The organism is Mesorhizobium sp. WSM4821 (assembly GCF_055901555.1).
In genome coordinates, this window is record NZ_CM148371.1 from 4632542 (window position 1) to 4656828 (window position 24287).

At 62.3% G+C, this 24287-nt stretch carries 24 protein-coding genes; 5 read left to right on the plus strand and 19 right to left on the minus strand.

Annotated features, from left to right (window positions below):
• Positions 1 to 84 precede the first annotated feature (84 nt).
• The 12 genes from lpdA to AC0NID_RS22525 form a co-directional block, all read right to left on the minus strand.
• Positions 85 to 1530: a dihydrolipoyl dehydrogenase gene (gene lpdA / locus AC0NID_RS22470; protein ID WP_473456232.1), complete on the minus strand. Its 1446-nt coding sequence runs from the start codon at positions 1528 to 1530 to the stop codon at positions 85 to 87.
• Positions 1531 to 1549: 19 nt separating this feature from the next.
• Positions 1550 to 2188 (minus strand): SGNH/GDSL hydrolase family protein, encoded by a 639-nt coding sequence (locus AC0NID_RS22475; RefSeq protein ID WP_473456231.1) that lies wholly within the window; start codon positions 2186 to 2188, stop codon positions 1550 to 1552.
• Between the two features lie 144 nt (positions 2189 to 2332).
• Positions 2333 to 3703, minus strand: coding sequence for a pyruvate dehydrogenase complex dihydrolipoamide acetyltransferase (locus tag AC0NID_RS22480; protein WP_473456230.1), 1371 nt, complete (start codon positions 3701 to 3703; stop codon positions 2333 to 2335).
• A gap of 18 nt (positions 3704 to 3721) precedes the next feature.
• Positions 3722 to 5125, minus strand: coding sequence for a pyruvate dehydrogenase complex E1 component subunit beta (locus tag AC0NID_RS22485; RefSeq protein WP_473456229.1), 1404 nt, complete (start codon positions 5123 to 5125; stop codon positions 3722 to 3724).
• A gap of 15 nt (positions 5126 to 5140) precedes the next feature.
• Positions 5141 to 6187, minus strand: a complete 1047-nt coding sequence (gene pdhA / locus AC0NID_RS22490) for a pyruvate dehydrogenase (acetyl-transferring) E1 component subunit alpha (RefSeq protein ID WP_473456228.1) — start codon at positions 6185 to 6187, stop codon at positions 5141 to 5143.
• Between the two features lie 171 nt (positions 6188 to 6358).
• The gene (locus AC0NID_RS22495) at positions 6359 to 6682 is read right to left on the minus strand and encodes an FtsB family cell division protein (protein WP_473456227.1); all 324 of its coding nucleotides are present in this window, start codon (positions 6680 to 6682) and stop codon (positions 6359 to 6361) included.
• Between the two features lie 556 nt (positions 6683 to 7238).
• Positions 7239 to 8513, minus strand: a complete 1275-nt coding sequence (gene eno / locus AC0NID_RS22500; RefSeq protein ID WP_473456226.1) for a phosphopyruvate hydratase — start codon at positions 8511 to 8513, stop codon at positions 7239 to 7241.
• Between the two features lie 387 nt (positions 8514 to 8900).
• Positions 8901 to 9266, minus strand: a complete 366-nt coding sequence (locus AC0NID_RS22505) for a PRC-barrel domain-containing protein (RefSeq protein ID WP_473456225.1) — start codon at positions 9264 to 9266, stop codon at positions 8901 to 8903.
• Positions 9267 to 9364: 98 nt separating this feature from the next.
• Entirely contained in the window at positions 9365 to 10195 is an 831-nt protein-coding gene (gene kdsA / locus AC0NID_RS22510; RefSeq protein ID WP_473456224.1) for a 3-deoxy-8-phosphooctulonate synthase, read from the minus strand.
• A complete protein-coding gene (locus tag AC0NID_RS22515; RefSeq protein ID WP_473456223.1) occupies positions 10192 to 11118 on the minus strand; it encodes a VOC family protein in 927 nt (308 codons plus the stop codon). Before AC0NID_RS22515 ends, kdsA begins: the two co-directional genes overlap by 4 nt.
• Positions 11119 to 11430: 312 nt before the next feature.
• Complete coding sequence (locus tag AC0NID_RS22520; protein WP_473456222.1) at positions 11431 to 11721, minus strand: Dabb family protein; 291 nt, start codon at positions 11719 to 11721, stop codon at positions 11431 to 11433.
• A gap of 88 nt (positions 11722 to 11809) precedes the next feature.
• The gene (locus AC0NID_RS22525; RefSeq protein WP_276316413.1) at positions 11810 to 11944 is read right to left on the minus strand and encodes a hypothetical protein; all 135 of its coding nucleotides are present in this window, start codon (positions 11942 to 11944) and stop codon (positions 11810 to 11812) included.
• Positions 11945 to 12313: 369 nt separating this feature from the next.
• Between AC0NID_RS22525 and AC0NID_RS22530 the strand changes: the two genes are divergently transcribed.
• Together AC0NID_RS22530 and AC0NID_RS22535 are read left to right on the plus strand one after the other, a co-directional pair.
• Positions 12314 to 13570 (plus strand): class I SAM-dependent methyltransferase, encoded by a 1257-nt coding sequence (locus AC0NID_RS22530; protein ID WP_473456221.1) that lies wholly within the window; start codon positions 12314 to 12316, stop codon positions 13568 to 13570.
• Between the two features lie 78 nt (positions 13571 to 13648).
• Positions 13649 to 14665, plus strand: coding sequence for a glycerophosphodiester phosphodiesterase family protein (locus AC0NID_RS22535; protein ID WP_473456220.1), 1017 nt, complete (start codon positions 13649 to 13651; stop codon positions 14663 to 14665).
• Positions 14666 to 14760: 95 nt separating this feature from the next.
• Here the strand turns inward: AC0NID_RS22535 and AC0NID_RS22540 are convergent, their stop codons facing one another.
• Positions 14761 to 16026, minus strand: coding sequence for an NAD(P)/FAD-dependent oxidoreductase (locus AC0NID_RS22540; RefSeq protein ID WP_473456219.1), 1266 nt, complete (start codon positions 16024 to 16026; stop codon positions 14761 to 14763).
• A 216-nt stretch (positions 16027 to 16242) separates the two neighbouring features.
• Between AC0NID_RS22540 and AC0NID_RS22545 the strand changes: the two genes are divergently transcribed.
• Positions 16243 to 16896, plus strand: coding sequence for a 5-formyltetrahydrofolate cyclo-ligase (locus tag AC0NID_RS22545; protein ID WP_473456218.1), 654 nt, complete (start codon positions 16243 to 16245; stop codon positions 16894 to 16896).
• Between the two features lie 100 nt (positions 16897 to 16996).
• Here the strand turns inward: AC0NID_RS22545 and AC0NID_RS22550 are convergent, their stop codons facing one another.
• Complete coding sequence (locus tag AC0NID_RS22550; protein WP_023675099.1) at positions 16997 to 17470, minus strand: Lrp/AsnC family transcriptional regulator; 474 nt, start codon at positions 17468 to 17470, stop codon at positions 16997 to 16999.
• Between the two features lie 156 nt (positions 17471 to 17626).
• Here AC0NID_RS22550 and ald point away from each other — a divergent pair, with 156 nt between their 5' ends.
• Complete coding sequence (ald, locus tag AC0NID_RS22555; protein ID WP_473456217.1) at positions 17627 to 18742, plus strand: alanine dehydrogenase; 1116 nt, start codon at positions 17627 to 17629, stop codon at positions 18740 to 18742.
• A gap of 200 nt (positions 18743 to 18942) precedes the next feature.
• The gene (locus AC0NID_RS22560; protein WP_473456216.1) at positions 18943 to 20241 is read left to right on the plus strand and encodes an outer membrane protein; all 1299 of its coding nucleotides are present in this window, start codon (positions 18943 to 18945) and stop codon (positions 20239 to 20241) included.
• Between the two features lie 12 nt (positions 20242 to 20253).
• On the opposite strand, the gene AC0NID_RS22565 is transcribed toward AC0NID_RS22560, so the two are convergent.
• The 5 genes from AC0NID_RS22565 to AC0NID_RS22585 form a co-directional block, all read right to left on the minus strand.
• Positions 20254 to 21197, minus strand: a protein-coding gene (locus tag AC0NID_RS22565; RefSeq protein ID WP_473459538.1) for an IS630 family transposase whose coding sequence is annotated in 2 segments (ribosomal slippage) — positions 20254 to 20861 and positions 20861 to 21197 — 945 coding nt in all. Because the reading frame shifts where the segments join, the coding sequence is not laid out codon by codon here.
• Between the two features lie 329 nt (positions 21198 to 21526).
• A complete protein-coding gene (locus tag AC0NID_RS22570) occupies positions 21527 to 21994 on the minus strand; it encodes a DUF1203 domain-containing protein (protein ID WP_473457208.1) in 468 nt (155 codons plus the stop codon).
• Between the two features lie 77 nt (positions 21995 to 22071).
• Complete coding sequence (gene dapB / locus AC0NID_RS22575) at positions 22072 to 22878, minus strand: 4-hydroxy-tetrahydrodipicolinate reductase (RefSeq protein ID WP_473457207.1); 807 nt, start codon at positions 22876 to 22878, stop codon at positions 22072 to 22074.
• Positions 22879 to 23066: 188 nt separating this feature from the next.
• Positions 23067 to 23624, minus strand: coding sequence for an OmpA family protein (locus tag AC0NID_RS22580; protein WP_473457206.1), 558 nt, complete (start codon positions 23622 to 23624; stop codon positions 23067 to 23069).
• 98 nt (positions 23625 to 23722) lie between these two features.
• The gene (locus tag AC0NID_RS22585) at positions 23723 to 24286 is read right to left on the minus strand and encodes a GNAT family N-acetyltransferase (RefSeq protein WP_473457205.1); all 564 of its coding nucleotides are present in this window, start codon (positions 24284 to 24286) and stop codon (positions 23723 to 23725) included.
• Position 24287 lies beyond the last annotated feature (1 nt).

Sequence of the window (24287 nt, forward strand, 5' to 3'; positions counted from 1 at the left end):
GGAAACGAGTTACCTTGCCGTTGAGTTCCCCAAGATATTGCGTGCGATTCTTGTCTTGCGTGTGAGTCTCGCGCGAAAAGCCTATCATGCGTTCAGCGCACGGCCATAAGCGTCGAGGACGCTTTCCTTCATCATCTCCGACAGCGTCGGATGCGGGAAGATCGTGTGCATCAGCTCTTCCTCGGTGGTCTCCAGGTTCATCGCCACGACAAAGCCCTGGATCAGTTCGGTCACCTCGGCGCCGACCATATGCGCGCCGAGCAACTGGCCGGTCTTCTTGTCGAATATGGTCTTGACGAAACCCTGGTCCTCGCCGAGCGCGATGGCCTTGCCGTTGGCGGCGAACTGGAAGCGGCCGACGCGGATGTCCTTGCCCTCGGCTTTTGCTTTCGCTTCGGTCAGCCCGACGGAGGCGACCTGCGGGTTGCAATAGGTGCAGCCCGGAATCTTCAGCTTGTCGGTGGCGTGCACGCCGGGGAAATTGGCGATCTTTTCCACGCACACCACGCCCTCATGCTCGGCCTTGTGGGCAAGCATGGGTGGGCCGGCGACATCGCCGATGGCATAGATACCGGGCACATTGGTCTTGCCGTAGCCGTCGACGACGACGCAGCCGCGCTCGGTCTTCACGCCGAGCGCCTCGAGACCGAGATTCTCGATGTTGCCTTGCACGCCGACTGCCGAGATCATCCGGTCGGCGGTGATCTTCTCGACCTTGCCGTCCTTCATCTCGACATGCGCGGTAACCGAGTTGGCGCCCTTCTCGACCTTGGTCACCTTGGATTCGAGGATGATCTTCATGCCTTGCTTCTCGAACTGCTTTTGCGCGAATTTCGAGACCTCGGCATCCTCGACCGGCATGACCGCCGGCAACAACTCGACCACCGTCACCTCCGCGCCCATAGTTCGGTAGAACGAAGCGAACTCGATGCCGATCGCGCCCGAACCCATCACCAGCAGCGATCTCGGCATCTCCTTCGGCACCATCGCCTCGAAATAGGTCCAGATCAGCTTGCCGTCGGGCTCGATGCCGGGCAACGCACGCGGTCTGGCGCCGGTCGCCAGGATGATGTGTTTTGCGGTGTAGGTGCCCTCGCCCTTGGCGCCCTTGGGCGCGGGCGGCTGCGGCTCCATCGGCTTCTTGGAGGATTTCGAAACAACAACCTCACCGGGCTTGGAGAGCCTGGCTTCGCCCCAGATGACGTCGACCTTGTTCTTCTTCATCAGGAAGGCAACGCCGCCGTTCAACCGCAGCGAGACCTTTCGCGAGCGGTCGACCACGGCAGCGGTGTCGACGCTGACCTTGCCGTCGATCTTCAAACCGTAGTCCTTCAGATGATCCGAATAGTGCATGATCTCGGCCGAACGCAGCAGCGCCTTGGTCGGGATGCAGCCCCAGTTGAGGCAGATGCCGCCGAGATGCTCGCGCTCGACGATCGCTGTCTTGAAGCCCAGCTGGGCCGAACGCACCGCCGTGACATAGCCGCCGGGGCCGGAGCCGATGATGATGACGTCGTAGTTCTCAGCCACGGATTTTCTCCCTGATTCCCTAGAGTTCCAGCATGACGCGCACGATTGGCGCCAATGCCTGACCGATTTTCCGTGTGCTCTCCGCGTCGAGATGGACACCATCGAGCGGCGTGGTCTCAGCCACTATGCCGGCATCGAAGAAGCCGCAGCCGGCCTCGTCGGCCAGAGCGGAATATTGCGGCGCCAACCGCTTCGACGCTTCATCGCCGCCGGCGAACATTTCCTTGAATTCGGCGTTTTCGGTGCGGCTGACCGCGGGCGGCGCGACGATCAGGATCTGCGGCGCCGGCCAATTGAACGGGTAGTCGTGACCGCGCACGATATCGATCAGGCGCTGGATGCCTTGCTTGGCTGCGACCGGATTGCCGTGGATCCACGGCTTCATGTCGTTGGCGCCGAGCATGATGATGATCAGGTCGATCGGCGCATGCGTCATCAGGACCGTCGGCAGCACTCTTGCGCCGTTGCGGTCAGCGCCGGCCAGGTGGTCGTCGAAGGCTGTGGTGCGGCCGTTCAGGCCTTCGGCAATCACTTCCACGCCATTGCCCAGCGTTGCCTGCAGCACGCTCGGCCAGCGGTCCTTGAGCGGGTGACGATCCAGGCTTGCCGCATCATAGCCCCAGGTCAGCGAATCGCCGTAGCAAAGAACTGTTTTCATGCGCCTGGCCTCCCCTGCCAAAACCTGTCTGCGAACGCCTTACCTGCCAGCGCACGAACAGCCATCGAACGACGATCGCCACGATGCCGGGAAGGATGAAGTCAAAAAGGCTGGTGAAGAATTTCCGCACCGCCTTCTTCCTTTCTAGACCAGCATGCCCATCGGGTTTTCGATCATGCGCTTGAAGGCAACGAGCAGTTCGGCGCCGAGTGCACCGTCGACGGCGCGGTGATCGGTCGACAGCGTCACCGACATGATGGTGGCGATCTTGATCTCGCCATTCTTGACCACCGCGCGCTCCTCGCCGGCGCCGACGGCCAGGATCGTCGCATGCGGCGGGTTGATGACGGCGGCAAAGTCCTTGATGCCGAACATGCCAAGATTGGACACGGCCGTCGTGCCGCCCTGATACTCTTCCGGCTTCAGCTTGCGGCTGCGGGCACGGCTGGCGAGATCCTTCATCTCGTTGGAGATGACCGACAGCGTCTTTTCGTCGGCACGCCGGATGATCGGCGTGATTAGCCCGCCGGGGATCGATACCGCGACGCCGACATCGGCATGCTTGTGCTTGACCATGGCGCTTTCGGTCCACGACGCATTGGCATCGGGCACCGCCATCAGTGCCATCGCCATCGCCTTGATGACCATGTCGTTGACCGACAGCTTGTAGGCGGGCGCCTCGCCCTTTTCGGTCTTCTTCATGGGTGCAGCCGCATTGATCTGCGTGCGCAGCGCCAGAAGCGCGTCGAGTTCGCAGTCGAGCGTCAGGTAGAAATGCGGAATGGTGGTCGTGGCCTCGACCAGCCGGCGCGCGATGGTCTTGCGCATGTTGTCATGCGGGACGAGCTCGTAAGAATCCTCGGCAAACAGTTTCAGCACCTGCTCGTCCGACATCGCCTTTGGTGCGGCCGCCGGAGCGCCGGCGGGCGCCGCTCTTGCAGCGGGCGCCTTGGCGCTGCCGCTGGAAATCGCCGCGTCCACATCGGCCTTGACGACCCGGCCATGCGGGCCGGTGCCCGCCACCGCCGAGACATCGACACCGGCCTCCCGGGCGATGCGGCGGGCAAGCGGCGAGGCAAAGGTGCGTTCCCCGCTTGCATGGCCGTTGGCGACCGGAGCCGCTTCCACCTTGGGCGCAGGTGCGGCGGCAGGTTCCTGCTTCGGTGCTTCCGGCTTTGGTGCCTCAGCTTTGGGAGCATCCGCTTTCGGAGCCTCGGCCTTTGCCGGCGAGGCAGCGCCGTCACCGCTCTTGGCGGCGGCTCCCGCATCCTCGCCTTCGGCCGCGAGCACGGCAATCAGCGCGTTGACCTTGACGCCTTCGGTGCCGGCCGGAACGACCAGCTTGGCGACCGTGCCTTCGTCGACGGCTTCGACTTCCATCGTCGCCTTGTCGGTCTCGATCTCGGCGATCACGTCGCCCGGCGAAACCTTGTCGCCTTCCTTGACCAGCCACTTGGAAAGATTGCCCTCTTCCATCGTGGGCGACAGGGCCGGCATGGTGATGTTGATCGGCATTTTGTCCTCCCGCCCTGCTCAGCGATATGTGACGGCTTTGACCGCCTCGACGACCTCGCCGACATTGGGCAGCGCCAGCTTTTCGAGGTTCGCCGCATAGGGCATCGGCACGTCCTTGCCGGCAATGGTGATGACCGGCGCGTCGAGGAAATCGAAGGCGCGCTGCGACACCTGGTTGGCGATATGGTCGCCGACCGAGCTCTGCGGAAAACCTTCCTCGACCACGACCAGACGATTGGTCTTCCTGACCGAGGCGATGATGGTGTCGAAATCGAGCGGACGGATGGTTCTAAGGTCGATGATCTCGGCATCGATGCCCATGCCGCGCAATTCGGCTTCAGCCTTCACCGCGTAGGTCATGCCGATGCCGAAGGAGACGATCGTCACGTCCTTGCCTGACTTGTGAATACGCGCCTTGCCGATCGGCAGCACGAAATCGTCCATCTTCGGCACGTCGAAGGACTGGCCGTAGAGGATTTCGTTCTCGAGGAAGATGACCGGGTTCGGGTCGCGGATCGCGGCCTTCAGCAGTCCCTTGGCGTCGGCGGCGGTGTAGGGCATCACCACTTTCAGGCCGGGAATGTGGCTGTACCACGCGGCATAGCACTGCGAATGCTGGGCGGCCACGCGGGCAGCAGCGCCGTTCGGCCCGCGAAAGACGATGGGCGCGCCCATCTGGCCGCCGGACATGTAGAGCGTCTTGGCGGCGGAGTTGATGATCTGGTCGATCGCCTGCATGGCGAAGTTGAAGGTCATGAACTCGACGATCGGCTTCAGGCCAGCCATCGCCGCGCCGACGCCGACGCCGGCAAAACCGTGTTCGGTGATCGGCGTGTCGACGACGCGACGCGGCCCGAATTCCTGCAGCAGCCCTTGCGTGATCTTGTAGGCGCCCTGGTACTCGGCGACCTCCTCGCCCATGACGAAGACCTCGCCATCGCGGCGCATCTCCTCGGCCATCGCATCGCGCAGCGCTTCGCGCACCGTGGTCGAGACCATTTCCGTACCGGCCGGGATGTCCGGATCGGCGGCGATTTCAGTCCGCGGGGCGGCGGCAACAGATGCTGCCGCCTCGCTCTTGGCCGGCGCAGCCGCTTCAGCCTTGGCAGGCTCTGTGGTCGCCGTTTCAGCCTTGACCGGTTCTTCGCCGATGCCCTCGCCTGCCTTGTCAATGTCCTCGCCATCGACCGCGAGCACGGCGATCACCGCGTTGACCTTGACACCTTCGGTGCCGGCAGGGACCACGATCTTGGCGAGCGTGCCTTCGTCGACGGCTTCAACTTCCATCGTCGCCTTGTCGGTTTCGATTTCGGCGATGACGTCACCGGCGGCGACCTTGTCACCCTCGTTTTTCAACCATTTGGAAACATTGCCCTCTTCCATCGTCGGCGAGAGAGCGGGCATGAGAATTTCGATCGGCATGTCCTTGCCCTCTCGTTACAGTACGATGTCGGTCCAGAGCTCGGACGGATCCGGCTCCGCGTCGTTCTGGGCAAATTCGGCGGCGTCTGCGACGATGTCGCGAACCTCCTTGTCGATGGTCTTGAGCTCGTCCTCATCCGCCCACTTCTTGTCGAGCAGCCGCGCCTTGACCTGCTCGATCGGGTCTCGCTCGGAGCGCATCTTCTGCACTTCCTCCTTGGAGCGGTACTTTGCCGGATCGGACATCGAGTGCCCGCGATAGCGGTAGGTCTGCATTTCGAGGATCAGCGGGCCCTTGCCTGCGCGGCACCATTCGGTTGCGAGATCGCCGGCGGCCTTGACCGCGCGGACATCCATGCCGTCGACCTGAATGCCCGGGATCTTGAAGGAGGCGCCGCGGTGCGAAAAATCCGTTTCGGCCGACGACCGTGAAACCGAGGTGCCCATGGCGTAGCGGTTGTTCTCGATGATGTAGATCACAGGCAGCTTCCACAGCGAGGCCATGTTGAAGCTCTCATAGACCTGCCCCTGATTGGCGGCGCCGTCGCCGAAATAGGTCAGCGTCACATTGTTGTTGTCACGGTAGCGGTTGGCGAAGGCAAGGCCGGTGCCGAGCGAAACCTGCGCGCCGACAATGCCGTGGCCGCCGTAGAAATGCTTCTCCTTGGAGAACATGTGCATGGAGCCGCCCTTACCCCTCGACAAGCCGCCGCGGCGCCCGGTCAACTCGGCCATGACGCCGCGCGGCGACAGTTCCATCGCCAGCATATGACCATGGTCGCGGTAGGCGGTGATCATCTGGTCGCCATCGACCAGCGCCATCTTCATGCCGGTGACAACCGCTTCCTGGCCGATATAGAGGTGGCAGAAGCCGCCGATGAAGCCCATGCCGTAAAGCTGGCCGGCCTTCTCCTCGAAGCGGCGGATAAGCAGCATGCGCCGGTAGGCGTCAAGCTCCTCGTCCTTGGTGAAGTCGACAGGCTTGGGAGCCGAAAGCCCCGCCGATTTGCCGTCGGATCTGGATTTGGATTTGGCAGGCGCTTTTCTGGCGGCGGTGGCCATGCATCACTCCCTGTTGGCGTCTCTTGCGGACACTGAGGGAGATCAGTTCTCCCCACCGATTTGGAGGAGGCTAACACGAGGGAAGGCGTTTCGCCATGCCGAAAATGCATGACTGACATGCATCTAAGCGATTAAAATCGTTGAAAATATTGGCGATTAACTGAAATACAGTTATCTTGCAGTGGCCGGTAACATGATGGTGATTTCATCGGCATGGGACATGTTGAGCGCCTTGCGCGCCTGCTCATCGAGCATGTCTTTCTCCAGCGTGCCCTGATGCAGGAGCTGAACGCGCCGCTCCAGGTCGGTCCGGCGCGCCTTGACGGCATCGAGCTTGCCTTGCAGATCGACGGTCTCGGCTTCCAATCGATATTTCGAATAGATGCCGAATTCGCCATGATAGGCGTGAAAGCCGAAATAAGCCAGGAATGCTACGCAGAGCGAAGGAACGATCAGCCGACCGGTGTTTCTCTGCTTGTGCTGGCGTGTCCACATGGGTCCAAATCCTCGCAGCCGCGAACTCAAACGGCCAGCGTCTTTTTTCGCTCGATTGTGCTTAATGGACGGTTACGAACAACCGGATTTGGCGGTTTTGAAGCAAAAAGGGCGGGGATGTCCCCAGCCCCCAACTAAAGTGGAGTCGCGCAACCAGAGTGGTTGCTCCGCGACGGCATCATGGAGTTGGCCGCAGCAGCGGTATGGGGTGGCGCGTAGAGGCGTGCCGTCCCACCCAACTTGTCATCTTTCGAGCCGGTGCGATCGGAAGTGCCGGAAGACTATCCAGACCATAGGCAGCACCAATGCAGTTCCCAGTCCGACCATGATCCATCCCCAGTCCTCACCGACATCCTGACAAATGAACAGCGGGGTGGGTGTAGGCGGCGGCTCCGCCAAGCACTGGAAGCATTAGATCGCAGCGTAGATCAGCCAAGATCCGCAAGCTGCCATCAGCGCAGCAACGGAAACACCTAGTGCCCTGAGCATGAACGTCGTCCTTATACTCTATCGAGCATAATGAACGACAATCATGTTTCCGGATATATCTTTCGGATCAGCCTTTGACGATTGACTTGCCGGCGTAGAGCGCCTGCTTGCCGAGTTCTTCCTCGATGCGGATGAGCTGGTTGTACTTGGCCATGCGATCCGAGCGCGACAGCGAACCTGTCTTGATCTGCCCGCAATTGGTGGCGACGGCGAGATCGGCGATGGTCGAATCTTCGGTTTCGCCTGAGCGGTGCGACATGACGGCGGTGTAACCGGCCTTGTGCGCGGTCTCGACGGCGTCAAGCGTTTCGGTCAGCGAGCCGATCTGGTTGACCTTGACCAGGATCGAATTGGCGACGCCCATGCGGATGCCGTCGCGCAGCCGCGCCGCGTTGGTGACGAACAGATCGTCGCCGACCAGCTGGGTCTTCTTGCCGATGAGGTCGGTCAGCGTTTTCCAGCCGTCCCAATCGTCTTCGGCCAACCCATCCTCGATCGTAATGATCGGATAGTCGGCGGCGAGCTTGGCCAGATATTTGGCTTGGGCCTTCGGATCGCGGGTCTTCCTCTCGCCTTCGTAGACGTAGTTGTCGTCCTTGAAGAATTCGGTCGCGGCGCAATCGAGGCCGAGCGCAACCTCTTCGCCCGGTTTGAAGCCGGCCTGCTCGATCGATTCCATGATGAAATCGAGCGCGGCGGGCGCGCTTTTCAGGTTAGGAGCGAAGCCGCCCTCGTCGCCGACATTGGTGTTGTGGCCGGCGTCCTTCAGCCGCTTCCTCAACGTATGGAAGATTTCCGAGCCCCAGCGCACGCCGTCGCGCAGCGTCGGCGCACCGATCGGCAGGATCATGAATTCCTGGAAGTCGATCGGGTTGTCGGCATGGGCGCCACCGTTGATGATGTTCATCATCGGCACCGGAAGGACATGCGCCTTGGTGCCGCCGACATAGCGGTAGAGCGGCAGGCCTGCCGCTTCCGCCGCGGCCTTGGCAACAGCCAGCGACACGCCGAGGATGGCGTTTGCGCCGAGCCGGCTCTTGTTGGGCGTGCCGTCGAGCTCGATCATGGTCTGGTCGATATGGATCTGGTTCTCGGCTTCCATGCCGCCGATCGCCTCGAACAACTCGCCATTGACGGCCTCCACCGCCCGCAGGACGCCCTTTCCGAGGTAGCGGGCGCCGCCGTCGCGCAGTTCGACCGCCTCATGGGCACCGGTCGAGGCGCCGGAGGGCACCGCAGCGCGGCCCATCGAGCCGTCTTCGAGCACGACGTCGACCTCGACGGTCGGATTTCCGCGGCTGTCCAGGATTTCACGCCCGACAATGTCGATGATGGCGGTCATTTGCGATGTCCCCGATTGATCTGACGAAGCGTCGCGCACGTCTTAGCCAAAGTGCTGCAAAACGCAATCGGGGCGTCCGCAAATATTGCCGCCACCTCCGTCCTGCCGATTCACGAAGCACAAATTGACGTCATCATAAGTCATGGCGGGATGCGGGTTTCTGGTTTATGCTTGCAGCCGCGCGGGGCGAAACAGGAGGAGTTTCGCCATGTCCCAGTTAAGCGGTATCGTGAGTTTGTTCCTGATCGCGGCGGCATTCCTGACGTCGTGTGACACTCAGCAGCCTCAACAAGGCACGGTAGAGTTGTCGACCCTTCAGGCGGAGTAGATATCCCGCACAAAGGCCCCCGCCTCAGGCGGGGGCTTTTTGATTCCAGCGGATCAAGGTCAATGCCAGTAGGGCTCAACCTTGTAGTAGCTGTATGAGGCGTCTCGTGCCGCTTCACCGTCGGCGCCCGTCAATTCGTTGATCGAATAGGCGGGAGCAGCCTTCAGTTGCTCCTTGGTGAACGGCACGACGTAGCCGCCCATGTTCTCGTCATAGTCGAGGCTCGCCCACGGAATGGCGTGATACTTTTCGCCGATGCCGAGAAATCCGCCAAAGCCGATGACGGCAAACATGATTCCGTTCGACGTCTTGTCGAGCATGACATCCTCGATGTCGCCGATGTGCGTGCCTTCAGTGTTATAGACGGATGTGCCGATGACACGCGAGGCAGCGATGGCTTCAGTGTGTCCTGTCTGGGTCGTCATGGTGTGCTTCTCCGTTGTCGTTGACGCCATGCATTGACAATGAGAGGCGCGGATGAAGGTTCCAGACTTTTCGACGCCGACCTGGCCTGGGGGTATGTTCAGCCCTTGGCGACGCGGTCGAACGCCATCAGCCTTTCCAGCAATGGCGGAAGATCCTTCAGCGGCACCATGTTGGGGCCGTCGGAGGGTGCGTTGTCGGGATCCTGATGCGTCTCGATGAAAACGCCGGCGACACCGACCGCCACCGCGGCGCGCGCCAGCGTCTCGACGAAGCGCCGATCGCCACCCGTGGAACCGCCCTGCCCGCCCGGCTGCTGCACCGAATGCGTAGCGTCGAAAATCACCGGCGCGCCGATTTCGGCCATGATCGGCAGAGCGCGCATATCGGATACCAGCGTGTTGTAGCCGAAGGATGCGCCGCGCTCGGTGACCAGCACATTGGCGTTGCCGGAACCGGTGATCTTGGCGACGACGTTCTTCATGTCCCACGGTGCGAGGAACTGGCCCTTCTTCACATTGACGACCTTGCCGGTTCGTGCCGCCGCGATCAGCAGATCGGTCTGGCGGCTGAGGAAAGCCGGAATCTGCAGGATATCGACATGCGGCGCCACGACCGCGCACTGTTCCTCGGTATGGACATCGGTCAGAATCGGCAGCGAAAACGCCTTGCGAAGATCGTCGAACACGGGCAGCGCCGCATCGAGCCCGGCGCCGCGCGTGCCGCCAAGCGAGGTGCGGTTGGCCTTGTCGTAGCTGGTCTTGTAGACGAGACCCAAGCCCAGCTTCTCAGTCAATTCCTTCAGCGCGCCAGCCATGTCGAAGGCGTGCTGGCACGATTCGAGCTGGCACGGGCCGGCAATCAGCGACAGCGGCGCGGTGTTGCCGAAGACGACGTTGCCGACAGTGACGGAGGAATTGGGCTTGCTCATGCGATCTCCCGGAAAATGAAGGCCGCACCCTGCCCGGATGCCGGCCGCACGACAATATCATTGCCGCGTATGTCGTGTTCGACGGAACGGGCTGCAAGCAGCTTTGCAACGGCGTCTGCGCGGCGAACCGAAAAGACTATCGCCGCGAAGCAGAGTTCCGACGGCGCACCGGCAGCCATGCCGAAGCGCTTTTCGAAAGCGACGGGGTCAAGCAGCATCAAGGTTGCGTTCAACAGGCGAAACGCGATGCTGCTCCCCTGCCCGGCGGCGGGACTGCGCGCCGCGATTGAAATCAGTCGGCGCTGTTCGGAGGGCTCGTCGCTGACCGCCACGACTTCGATGATGCCGGTCGCGCCATTGGCGTGGATTTGCAACGCCGCGCGGTCCACTTTTGGTGCATTGATCCGCTCGCAGGCGAACAGGAATGCGTCCGTCGCCCCAGCGCCGGAGGCAAAGGCCAGTTTGAACGATGCCGTGTCGCTCTTTCCCGCCGCGTCGGTGAAGGCGCGCGAAAAGCTCACCATGTCTCCGGCCGACAGGCCGGCTTCGACATAGCGCGCGTGATCGGCTTCCGCGTTCCCGGTACACAGCGCCAAGGCGGAAAAACCCTCACTGCCACGCTTGCCGCGGTAGGTACGATCGCGCGCGACGAAGACGTTGCCGTCCGCGATCGCTCTCGCCGCCGCCTGCGCGTTGCCCACCGCCAGCGGCTCGAGATAGGTGCCGTCTTCAAGGAAGACGCAGCAATTTTCCGTCCCGAAAGGATGAATGCCGGCCGGTGCCACGACAAAGCCAAGCGAATTGAGCCGCGCCCGCGCCACATCGAGGCTCGCGGCCGGCAGCACAAGATGATCAAGCGGGTAAGCGCCTGGCGGATAAGCACCTGGCGGATAAGCACCTGGCGAATGGGGGTCTGCTGGCATCGTCTCGGTCATGCCGGCGCGGTGTGCATCATTCCGGAAATTGGTTCAAGAGCCTCGCCTGATGCCGTAAGGATCCAAGTGGCCGATCACGGGGTCCTGTTACGCGAGCCGGAATACTTGCGGCTGCCGAAAACCAACCTACGTCATCCAAATGAGAAATATCATGTTCATAGCGGCAGCGGTCGTCGCGATCGCTGTTCTTGCCATGCTGGTCTGGAACGCGCCCAAGCGGCCGGGCGCCGATCTGACGGAGCCGACCGCCACTCAGACGGAGTAAGGGAAGCGCGTTGCTCCCGCTTCGGCGATTTCTCTTCAGGTCGCCGCCACAACATCGGCCGAATATCGCAGTTCGCGCAGCGGTTTGACCAGGCTGGTCGTCTCGGCATAGAGCGGATGCGCCTTGTAGGCGGCCAGAGCAGCATCATCCTCGAACTCGGCGTAGACGACGACGTCGATTTCGTCCGAAAGCGGGTCGACCTTGGTGTTGAGCGTCACTTCGAAAGAACGGGAATGGGGAATGTTGCCCAGCGCCAGCAAGCCCGTGCGCACGGCCTCGACATCCGCTTTGTGCCGCGCGCTGAAAAAAACGATATGCCGGATCAATCCAGCCTCCTCGATCGATATGCAGGCGTGTTTTGTGTGGGCAAAACGGTCGCGTCAACCGGCACGATGTCGCGCCGACAACGTGCGGCTACACCAGGCTGGTGATGTAGCGCACGATGCGCGTTATCTCCCTGACGGTGGTGTCGAGATAGCTGCCTTGATTGTAGAGTCCGTCCCAGATCAGGAAGAACGTGACGGCGCAGATGACGATAACATAACGCATGACTAAAACTATCGCATGGGAGCGGCTGCAACCATAGGGATTCCGCGTTGACCAGCGCCCTCCCCCGAAATCTTTCTGCCAGTTCTGCTTGCCTGCCGTCGTGAAGTCGTCGAAGGCCGCGGGCCGACGCTTGGCCCAGCCAGTTCCCGCCTTGCCTCTTGAAGTTCGCATCGATGACGTGGAAGATTGGCGGTGGGGTTCACCGGGAAGTGCCGAAGCTCTGGTCAAAGGTGCACTTTCGTTCGGGCTTGCCGTACCGACCGGTGAGCTATCCGGACCAGAGAGCGTCGAACCCGGCGAATGAACTGCGCGAGAGTGCGGAAACTGGCCATTTTTTCCGCCGGCTCCGCAGAGTCTGGGGGGCGTGACATGGGTTACAAGGAACATGCCGACATTGCGTCGGAGGACGCCGTCAGGCTGGACGAATTCAATTTCGCCGAAACCGTCAAAGGCCTGCCGGCCAAGGCGCGCATGGTTTTGTCGGCGGCGATGAACCTGCCGCGTGGCTCACTCAAGGTGAGGATGCCGGACGGCCGCGCCGTCCTCGTCGGCGGCAAGGCGCCGGGTCCGGACGCTGAACTGGTGCTCAAGAACTGGCGCTTGCCCGGCCGCGCCTTCACAGGCGGCACCATCGGCATCGCCGAGTCCTACATGGACGGCGATTGGGACAGTCCCGATGTGACCAGTTTCCTGGAACTGTTCGTGGTCAATTCGGAGATCGGAGAGCGCCTTGCCGGCGGCGCCAGCTGGCTGATCAACACCGTCCAGCGTGTCCGCCACTGGTTCAACCAAAACACCCGCACCGGTTCGAAGCGCAACATTTCGGCGCATTACGATCTCGGCAACGCCTTTTACAGGGAATGGCTTGATCCGAGCATGACCTATTCGTCGGCGCTCTATACGACTGGCGCCAACGATCTGGAAAGCGCGCAAGCCGCCAAGTATCGCGCGCTGGCCAAGGACACGGGCATCGGCGCGAAAGACCACGTGCTGGAAATCGGTTGCGGCTGGGGCGGCTTTGCCGAGTTCGCCGCGCGCGAGATCGGCTGCCGCGTCACCGGATTGACCATCAGCCGCGAGCAGCATGACTTCGCCAGAGCGCGCGTGCAGAAAGCCGGTCTTGCCGACAAGGTCGACATCAAGCTGCAAGACTACCGCGACGAAACCGGATCCTACGACCGCATCGCCTCGATCGAGATGTTCGAGGCGGTCGGCGAAAAATACTGGCCCGTGTTTTTCGGCAAGATGAAGGATTGCCTGCGGCCTGGCGGCACTGCAGGCCTGCAGATCATCACCATCAACGAAAAAGCCTACGACACCTATCGCGCCCGGCCGGATTTCATCCAGCGCTACGTCTTCCCGGGCGGCATGCTGCCGACGCCGTCGATCCTGAAGACGCTCGGCAAAGACCATGGCCTTGCTCATCTGCGCGAGCGCATTTTCCCGGACGATTATGCCCGCACAATCGCCGAGTGGCGCGAGCGCTTCTGGGCGTCATGGGAAAAGATCGTCCCGCTAGGCTTCGACGACCGCTTCAAGAAGCTCTGGGAGTTTTACCTGCATTATTGCGAAGCCGGCTTCCGCGCCAGCTACATCGATGTCCGCCAGGTGGTTTACAGGGCCTAGGCCGGCGACGTCATCGCCCTGATTTGGGCCATCGCATCATTGGGCGATTGCCGTGAAAAAGTCCGATCCCGGCGCAAGATGCGGCGCAAGAATCGGAATCACATCTTGCGCAAACGGACAATCCTCTTCATTGCCATTGTCGTCGCTGCGGGCGGCATCTGGCTCAACAACAGCTCGCTGCTGTCGAGCCGTCTGGCCGGCTCCCCAGCCGTGCTTGCGCATCGCGGCTTGGCGCAGGATTTCGACCGCAAGGATCTCGGCTCCGACACCTGCACGGCCGAACGCATGCTGCCACCCCGCCATCCTTTCCTTGAAAACACGATTCCCTCGATGCAAGCCGCTTTCGCGCTTGGCGCTGACGCTCTCGAACTCGACGTCCACCCGACCACGGACGGCAAGTTCGCGGTCTTCCACGACTGGACGCTGGACTGCCGCACCGAAGGCAAGGGAGAAACGCGCGCCCATGCCATGTCCGAGTTGAAGACGCTCGATGTGGGTTATGGCTACACGGCGGATGGCGGCAAGACCTTCCCGTTTCGCGGCAAGGGGATCGGCATGATGCCGTCACTAGACGAGGTCCTGCAGCGCTTCCCGAACCGCCGTTTCAACATCAACATCAAGAGCAACGACCCAGCGGAAGGCGAGGCGTTGGCCGCCTGGCTCGCCAGGCTGGCGCCAGCCGAGCGTGCCAGCCTGACAGTCTATGGCGGCGACAGGCCGATCGCGGCGGTCAAGGCGGCGCTGCCGGACATGCATACGCTGAGCCGCGCGTCGCTGACCCGATGCATCCTGCGCTACGCAGCGCTCGGCTGGAGCGGCTACATTCCGGAGGCGTGCCGGCGAGACACCCTGCTCATCCCGATCAACGTCGCCCGATGGCTATGGGGCTGGCCTGACCGTTTTCTGGATCGGATGGATAGCGTCGACACGCGCATCTACCTGCTCGGTCCCTATGCCGGCGGCGGCTTTTCGCAAGGGCTCGACGATCCCGAACTGATCGACCAGCTGCCTGACGGCTATTCCGGCGGCATTTCCACGGATGCGCTGGACCTTGTCATGCCGGTGATCAAGCGGCGTTTTGGCCCGCCTGCGTGATGGCGACGGATACCGCGCTGCAGTCGGAATTGACGTGGTTTCGAATCGACGCGCAAAACCTCGTGTTCAAAGCGTTATGCGGCACTTGGTAAACGTCAGCTCTTGTCGTCGTCGCCCTGGGTGATCAACCGCGCGCTACGCTGGCCTGTCACGTAGATCCATAGCCAGCTCAGCGAAACCGCAAGCCGGTTCCGAAAGCCGATCAGGAAGTAGATGTGGGCGAGGCCCCATAGCCACCAGGCCGGCCAGCCGGTGAGCTTGATCCAGCCAAAATCGATTGCGGCGGCGCGCTTGCCGATCGTCGCCAGATCGCCGTCATGCCTGTAGCGGAAAGGACGCAAGCTTGCGTCGCCGGCAAGCCGGGCCCTGATCGTCGCTGCGACATGCCAACCCTGCTGTTTGGCGGCGGGTGCCACGCCGGGCACCATTCGGCCATCGGGCCGCAGGGCGTGTGCAGCGTCACCGATGACGAAAATCTCCGGACTCCCCGGCACGGTCAGGTCGGGCTCGACCAGCACCCTGCCCGCGCGATCCGCTGCCGCCCCCAGCCATTCGGCAGCCGGCGAAGCGGCGACCCCCGCCGCCCACAGGATTGTCCTGGCCGGCAGGTGCGTTTCGCCGAAGACGACGCCCTCGGCATCGCAGCGTGTAACGGGCCGGCCGAGTTCGACCGTGACGCCAAGCCGCTCGAGCGCCTTCTTGGCATAGTCGGAAAGTCTCGGCGCGAAATTGGGAAGAATACGGTCGCCGGCCTCGATCAGCACCACGCGCGTCTGCCGCGTATCGATGTTGCGGAATTCGCCGCGCAGCGTGTCGTGCGCCAGTTCGACAATGGTGCCGGCCAGTTCCACGCCGGTCGGTCCGCCACCGACGATCGCCAGTGTCAGCAGCGCCTGGCGCTTGGCGGGATCCGTCTCCCGCTCGGCCCGCTCGAAGGCGAGCAGAATGCGCCGTCGAATGGTGGTGGCGTCCTCCAGCGTCTTCAGCCCCGGCGCGAAAGGCTCCCATTCGTCGTGGCCGAAATAGGCGTGGCGGGCGCCGGTGGCCAGAATCAGCGTGTCATAGGCGACCATGCCGCCGTCCTCGAGCAGGACGCGTTTGCCGGCGCGGTCGACACCACTGACGGTGGCGAGCAGCGTCGTCACGTCCTTGCGCTTGCGCAGGAGATGACGAATCGGCCAGGCGACTTCCGAGGTGGCGAGCGCCGTGGTCGCCACCTGGTAGAGCAGCGGCTGGAAGAGATGGTGGTTGCGCTTGTCGATCATGGTGATGCGCACCGGCGCGCCGAAAAGCGCGCGGGTGAATTCGAGACCCCCAAACCCCGCCCCGACGACGACGATATGATGGCTGGGTTCGTTCATCTTCTTTCACTCCGCGAGAGCAGGTTGGCCGGGAGAGCCGGTTGACCGGGAGGGCAGATTGGAGAGCGATTCTATCAGGGCTGGTTGGTATAGGTATTTTGTGCACTGCAACAACATCCGGCTTTGCCGACTGCCCGGCCCAAGATGTCGCGAATGTACATGCCCTATCCTGCCGCCGCGTATAATTTTCATCGAAACAGCCGACAGGAGTGGAACTTGGACAGCGATCATGACGACGACGATCCGGCGCAATATTCCTCGCCGCCTTGCTTCATGCACGAGCTCGGCCCGGAATTCCGGGCGCCCCTATCCGACTGGACCGACGTGAAACGTTGGCGCAAGGCCGAGCGCGAGCGGCTGATTGCGGCCCGACTGGCTGTCTCGGCTGACGCGCGAATGGCAATGTCGCAACGCATCGCCGAAGGCCTCGACGCAGTGATCGGCGACATCGCCGGCCGCATGGTCAGCCTCTACTGGCCGTTCCGCGGCGAGCCGGATTTGCGCCCATGGATGGCTTCCGTCAATGAGCGCGGCGGCCGTACCGCACTGCCTGTTGTCGTCGAGAAAGGCCGGCCGCTAATCTTCCGCGCCTACACACCGGGCGACCGGCTGGAGAAGGGCGTCTGGAATATCCCGATCCCGGCTGAAGGCGACCCGGCGCTGCCAGACGTCGTCATTTCGCCGATCGTCGGCATCGACCCGGGACATTATCGCCTGGGCTATGGCGGCGGCTTCTTCGACCGCACGCTGGCGGCGATGCCGTTCAAGCCGCTGGTTATCGGTGTCGGCTACGAATTGCAGCGCATCGCCACCATCTACCCGCAGCCGCACGACATTCCGATGGACCGGGTGGTGACAGAGGCATGCTAGGCCTAAAGCGCATCGCCTGAAGGGATTTATGCGATGCGCTTGAGCTGTAATATGCTTGTCGTTACCCCAAAACCGCTGCGCGCTCTTGGGGCGACATGCATCAGGCAAGTTCCGGCTTCATCCCCACAGCCGTGCGGTCGACGATCTCGCGCAAGGCAAAGGACGAATTGATCTTCGTCACATGCGGCATTGCCGACAGCCACTCCTTGTGGATGCGCTCGTAGTCGACGAGGTCCTTTGCCGCGATGCGCAGGATGTAGTCGTATTCACCCGACATCAGGTGGCAGGACAGCACGTTCGGACAGCGCTTTATCGCTGCCTCGAAATCCGACAACGTCTTCTCGAATTGTCCCGAGAGCGATATATGCACGATCGCCGTCATCTGGTGGCCAAGGGCTGCGTTGGAAAGCCGGGCATGGTAGCCGCGGATGGTTCCGGATTTCTCCAGATTGTCCAGCCGCCGCGAGCAGGCCGACTGCGACAGGCCGACCTTCTCGGCAAGTGCCGCGTTGGGTATCCGCCCATCCTTCTGCAATGTTTCGAGAATGGCGATATCGATCCTGTCGAGCGGCATTTTTCGGGATTCCTGCGATAATCCGGCCATTTTGCGCAACGATTATCGAGCCGCGCGCTCTTGCGCAAGCGTATTCGCAAACACTTACGCAACGATTCGTGGTTCACTACCTCCAAACAGGGAACGTGCCCAGAAGGGCCGGATCAGGAGAAGAAAATGCGCGTCGGCTGCCCCCGGGAAATCAAGAATCATGAGTACCGCGTCGGCCTGACGCCGGGCTCGGTCCGCGAATATCTCGCGCATGGCCACGAAGTGCTGGTCGAGACCGGGGCCGGCGCCGGCATCGGTGCCGACGACAACGCCTATCGCGCCGCAGGCGCCACCATCGCCAAGACGGCCGCCGACGTGTTCGCCAAGTCCGACATGATCGTCAAGGTCAAGGAGCCGCAGCCCAACGAATGGATCCAGCTCCGCGACGGCCAGATCCTCTACACCTATCTCCATCTCGCTCCGGATCCGGAGCAGACCAAGGGCTTGCTCGCTTCAGGCGTGACGGCCATTGCCTACGAGACGGTCACCGACGATCGAGGCGGCCTGCCGTTGCTCGCGCCGATGTCGGAAGTGGCCGGCCGCCTGTCGATCCAGGCCGGCGCCACCGCGCTGCAGAAGGCCAATGGCGGCCGCGGCGTGCTGCTCGGCGGCGTGCCCGGCGTGCTGCCCGGCAAGGTCGCGGTGCTTGGCGGCGGCGTCGTCGGCCTGCATGCCGCCCGGATGGCGGCCGGCCTTGGCGCGGACGTCACCATCATCGACCGCTCGATCCCGCGCCTGCGCCAGCTCGACGATATCTTCGGCGGCCGCGTCCACACCCGCTACTCGACCGTCGAGGCGCTGGAAGAGGAATGTTTTTCAGCCGACATCGTCGTCGGTGCCGTGCTGATCCCGGGTGCCGCCGCGCCGAAACTCGTTACCCGCGAAATGCTGTCGGGCATGAAGAAAGGCGCCGTGCTGGTCGACGTCGCCATCGACCAGGGCGGCTGCTTCGAGACTTCGCACGCCACGACTCATGCCGAGCCGACCTATGAGGTCGATGGCGTCATCCATTATTGCGTTGCCAATATGCCGGGCGCGGTGCCGGTCACTTCGGCCCACGCGCTCAACAACGCGACGCTGTATTACGGCCTGCAACTCGCCGACAAGGGCCTGAAGGCGCTGGTCGACGACCATCATTTGCGCAACGGGCTCAATGTGCACAAGGGCAAGATCACCAACCGAGCGGTGGCCGAAGCACTCGGCTATGAGATGGTCGAGCCGAAGGCCGTTCTCGCCGCCTGAACTCGGCCGCTGATCCGTCTCCCGACAGAGCCGCTGAGGCCCTCGGCGGCTCATTATTTTCCACAAGCAGATTTCATTTTCCGCAAGCAGACCGGCTTTGCGCGTTTTGCGTGCAATACGCCTTTCTGTGGCTTTTTTGTTACAGCCGCCGCCATGGACCGATGCTAGGGAGATTTCGGGTTTTAATAAGGTAGGGGCTAATGACCAGCAAAGTATTCGCAAAATCTCTTCTTCTTGGCGCAGTTTCCGTTCTGGCGCTCGGATCGGCTTCCCATGCCGCCGACGCGGTTGTGCCGGTCGTCGAGACATCGGGCTTCAACTGGAGCGGCATCTATGTCGGCTTTGGCGTTGGCGCCGGCGCCAATGTCCACGAGCTTAGCGGCGATCTCCTTCCTGGCGTCTCGTTGAACGGCATTGGCGGTGAGGGCGTGTACGGTGAACTGACCGTTGGGTACGACTATATGGTGTCGCCGCGCTTCCTGATCGGCGGACTTCTAGACGCCCATGTCGGCAACATTGAAACCACGCTCGACGTTACCGGATTGGATGCTTCGGTCCAGGAGACCTACGGTTTTGACGCTGGTCTGCGCGCAGGCTACCTCTTCACGCCAAACACCTTGGGCTATGTGCTCGGCGGCTATTCCTGGCAGAAATACAAACTCGACACGAACGCAGGTTTTGATTTCGATTGGGACCAGAGCGGCTACTTCGTCGGCGCTGGCGTCGAAACGGCCGTCAACAGCAATTGGACCATCAAAACTGAATATCGCTACACCCGCTTCGGCACCAAGGATGATCTTCTTGCCGATCTCGGTGCGCCGGATGGCACCCTCAACCTCGACACGTCGCGCCATACGTTCCAGGTTGCGGCCAACTATCGCTTTGGCGCCCAGAATGGCGGCGCCGCCTCCTTTGAAGCCCCTGCCTACAACTGGACAGGCTTCTACGTCGGCGGCGCGGCCGGTGCGGGTGCGTCCGTGCATCAGATCGACGTTCCGCCGGTTGGCCTCGAATTCAACGGGCTCGGCGGCGAAGGCGTGTTCGGTGAATTGAACGTCGGCTATGACCATGATTTCGGCAACTGGGTGGCAGGTGTCATGGTTGACGCTCGCTACTCCGGCATGACTTCGGAGCTGAAAGTTCCGGGCGGATCCATTAACCTGGATACTGATTACGGTTTCGATGTGCTTGGCCGTGTCGGTATGAAGGTCAACGAATCAACCCTCGCCTACGTGCTCGGCGGCTACAGCTGGCAGCACTTCGATCTGAATGCATCTTCACCCATCGGCGATATCCTCGATTGGGACTCCAGCGGCTTCTCGGTGGGTGGTGGTCTGGAAACGGCCATGTCCAGCAACGTGACCGTCGGCCTCGAGTACCGCTACTCGCAGTTCTCCGAGAAGGATTTTTCGTCGGAAATCGGGGCGCCGGACGACAGCCTCACCTCCACGCCTTCGTTCCACACCGTTCGTATCGGTGCGAAGTACAAGTTCAACTAGAGCGGGATGAGATTACCTCCAGTCATATCCTGAGTTTGCGAAATAATTTGAGCACTCGACAGGTGTGACGCGGTTGAGAATCTGGCCGATGGCGTCGCAAACCGTTTCGACGGTCCGTTTTGCGGCCTTTCGCAGCCAGTGCTTGAGCTTGGCGAAGAGCTGTTCGATCGGATTGAGGTCGGGCGAGTATTTCGGCAGGAAGAAGAGCCTCGCGCCGGCGTTTCGGATCGCGCGGCGCACGGCCTTGCCTTTGTGACTGCCGAGATTGTCCAAGACGACGATGTCGCCCGGACGAAGGGTCGGCGAGAGAACCTTCTCGACATAGAGGAGGAACCTCTCGCCGTTGATCGGCCCGTCGATGAGCCAAGGCGCGTCGACGCGATCCTGGCGTAGCGCTGCCAGGAAGGTCATTGTCTTCCAGTGGCCATTGGGAACTTTGGCCTTGATCCGCTGTCCGACCGGCGCCCAGCCCCTGAGCGGGGCCATGTTGGTCTTGGTCCAGGTCTCGTCGATGAACACCAGGCGGGCGGGGTCGATCCGGCCCTGATACTGAACCCACTGCGCCCGCCGGCGCGCCACATCGGGACGGTCCTGCTCGGCGGCGATCAGCGTCTTTTTTTATGCGACAGCCCCTCGGCGTGCACGAACTCCCACACCGAACGATAGTCGACCTTCAGGCCGCGCTCGCCAAGTTCGGCGACAAGCCCGCGCAAGGTGAAGGCCTTATCCCGGCAACGCTCGACCAGCCAGTCGCGCCACGCCCCCGATATCTTCTTCGGCTTATAGCCGCCGACCTGGCGGGGCTTGACGCTGCCGGTCTCCTCGAAAAGCTTCAGCCACTCGATCGCCGCGCTGTAGCTGACCCCAAAGCGAGCCGCCGCCGCACGCCGCGACATGCCCTCCTGCTTGACCGCTGCCACAACCCGTTCGCGAAGGTCCATCGAATATGATGCCATCCATGCTGGCCTCCTTCCCAGCATCGATGTTGAATCAGATCATTGCTGATTTGGGAATCCTACGACTCCTACAAATCCCATCCCGCTCTAGAACCGTCCAGACAACAGTCAAAGCCCGCCGGTCATTCCGGCGGGCTTTTTCTTTGTTCGGAAAAGATACGGCGCTGGAAATCCAGACAACAAAAAAGCGGAGCCAAAGCCCCGCTTCCTCTGGTATCGAGACTTCCCGCCGGTTCATCCGCGGTCGGCAAATCGATCGACAATCATCCCATAACGCAGCATTGCGACAGGCGTACGACAGTCGTGGCCGATGTATGCCGCCCGGATCGTCAGGCGCGTTCGATCCGGCACTGGTAGCAATTGTTGCGCGCCGAGCGTACATGCACATAGGCGATGTCGTCGCGCTCGAACAAGGTTTCCGCCCGCGCCGCGATAGCGCCCGTCGGGATGACGCCGCCGCTGCCATAGACGATGCGGTCGTCCTTACCGTAGCCGCGCACGATGTAGTCGGTGCTTTCAAGCACTTCGGGAAGCGCCTCGCTCCCGGCGGCGCGCTCGCATTCCTCGGCGTGCAGAAAGATCGGCCCGGTCTCGGCATAGGGCTGCAATTCGGGGAATGGCCGGTAGGCCAGGATGAGATAGGCTTCTCCAGCGGCCACGTTCTTCAGGCAATGGCGGCAGGGCACGCCGTCTCCATCGGATATTTTGCGCTCTGGTATCAGGCCATAGGCGTCCGGCCCGCCGCACTGCAAGGCTCTCACATCTTCCGTGGGCAAGGCTTTGAACTGGATGGTCATGGCAAAATCTCCGGTACCGTCGACCGGAAATTACGCCGTTGCGCCAGCGCTTCCCACCCGATTCCTGCCAATTTGGATCAATCCATCAGCGCGTCGAGGCCTCGCACCAGCCCCGTGACCTCCTGCACCCGCCGGATGGCGAGCAGCGTACCCGCCACGTAAGGAGCAGCGGACGAGCCGGCGTCGTGGCGAATGGTCAGCCGCTCGTCGGGCAGGCCGAACAGCGCCTCGCAGGACAGGATGTAGGAAGGCAGGCGAACCGCATGCACCTGCACCCCCTCGCCCATGCCAACCGCTGCACCGCGCGTTCCCGGCACACCGGAGACCTCCGAGACCGGCCGAGCGGTCGAAGCCTGGCGAACGTCGGCCAGCGCTTCGGCAAGCTCGCGCGCGGTGCCGGATGGCGCGTCGGGCTTCTTGGCGCTGGCATAGTCGATGACCTCGACATCCGGCACGTATTTCGCTGCGATCAGGGCAAAGCGCTTCATCAGCGTGGCGGTGATCGAAAAATTGCCGGCCGCAATGACGCCGACGTTATTGGCGCGCGCCGCAGCATCAATCTCGGCATAGTCGGCGGTCCCGAGCCCCGATGTGCCGATCACCACATGCCGCCCCTTTTCGATGGCAAGCAGCGCATGGTCCTTCACCACGTGCGGCTTGGTGTAGTCGACCAGCACATCCGACGGCACCTCCAGGGCCTCGGCCAGCGAGGCGGAAACGGTGACGCCATTGGCCGGCATACCAACCAGCAGGCCGGAATCCTGCCCCGCGCCGCTGCGTGACACAGCCCCGGCCAACGCCATGTCGCCTTGCGCTCCGATCGCCGGAACCAGCGCCTTGCCGACCCAGCCGGTCGCCCCGGCCATCACCACTCGTACCGCCATCGTCTGGTCCTCCAATCGCACCTTGAAAAGACCAGCGATATGGAAAGAGCCCTGCTCATTCAAGCCGGCCTGTCTTTTGAGTGTTGATCCAGACTGCCGTGACCTGGCCCTGTGCCGAAATCAGACCGTGACCACCGGAAGCGCAGAGGACGCCTTCAGATGGCGCCCAATGCGGGTTTCGGACAGGCTCAGCGGATGAAGTCGTCGAACCGGCGTAGCGTCACCCGGCGATTGCGCCAATTCTCGTTCTGCGTCTGCACCAGCAGGAACTCCTCGCCGTAGCCGACGGTTTCCAGCGCATAACGCGGCACGCCGAATTCGCGCGCCAGGGTGCGCTTCAGCGACGCGGCGCGCTGTTCGGACAGGATCTGGTTCGACTGGAAGGAGCCGACCGCGTCGGTATGGCCCTCGATCAGCACGCGTGCCCCCGGGTCGCGCCGCAGGATGCGCAGAAGCGCATCGGCGATGTTTTCGATCTTGTCGTATTGCGAGCTGGAAATCGCCGCCGAGCCGAAGGCGAAATTGATCGACTGGATATCGATCGAGCGGGCCATGCGCCGCAGGTCCGGCCGCCTCTTGAATTCGCGGATGGTGACGCGCTGATTGCGGCGCAGCTTCACCCGGGGCGCCGCCTCGAGCTGGCGCTCGATCGTCGCGGCCGACGGCGTGGTCGCTTGGGCGGCGGCAAGCGTCGGCATGGCGAGTGCCGCAATAACCGCAGCGGCAAATATGCGTCGGGTCAGCATGTCTTTTCTCCTTCGAGGCTCAGCCCATTGATGGTGCCGGCAAGATGGCAAAGACAAGCTGAAACTTTGATGAACGAACGGTTCAGCTTTCGGGGAAGTCACGGTCGCATGACGCTGGCCGCGCGCTCGGCGAAAGCCATTGGATGCACGATCTCCTTCTTTTGCGCCACCGGCTCAAAGCCAAGTTTCTGGTAAAGCGGCAATGCCGCCGGATGATCAAGCGTGCAAGTCTGCACCGTCACCCGCCTTGGGCCGTGCGACCAGGCGGCAGCGATCGCCGCACCCAGAAACCAACGACCGATGCCTTGCCCGGTCGCATGCTCCATCATGCCGAAATAGGCGAGTTCCACTTCCTCCGGCAGATGCGGCTTGAGGTCGAAGAAGCCGGCCGGCGCGCCATCGAGATACAGCACCCTGATGTCGCGGTCTTCGCGGTGGACGCCCGCGGAAAGCTCCTCGTCGTTCAGCCTCAGCACGTTGACCCAGTGCCATTTGCGGCCCACCCGATCCATCAGGTAGCGGTAGAAATGCAGCGGAATGTCCTTGGTCTTCAGCAGCGCGATCTGACGGTTGTAGGGCACCGGCGGCGAATAGGCCGGCGGCACATGCATTTCGAGAAACGTCACCGTGACCTCGATGTCTTCCAGCGCTCCGTTCTCCATC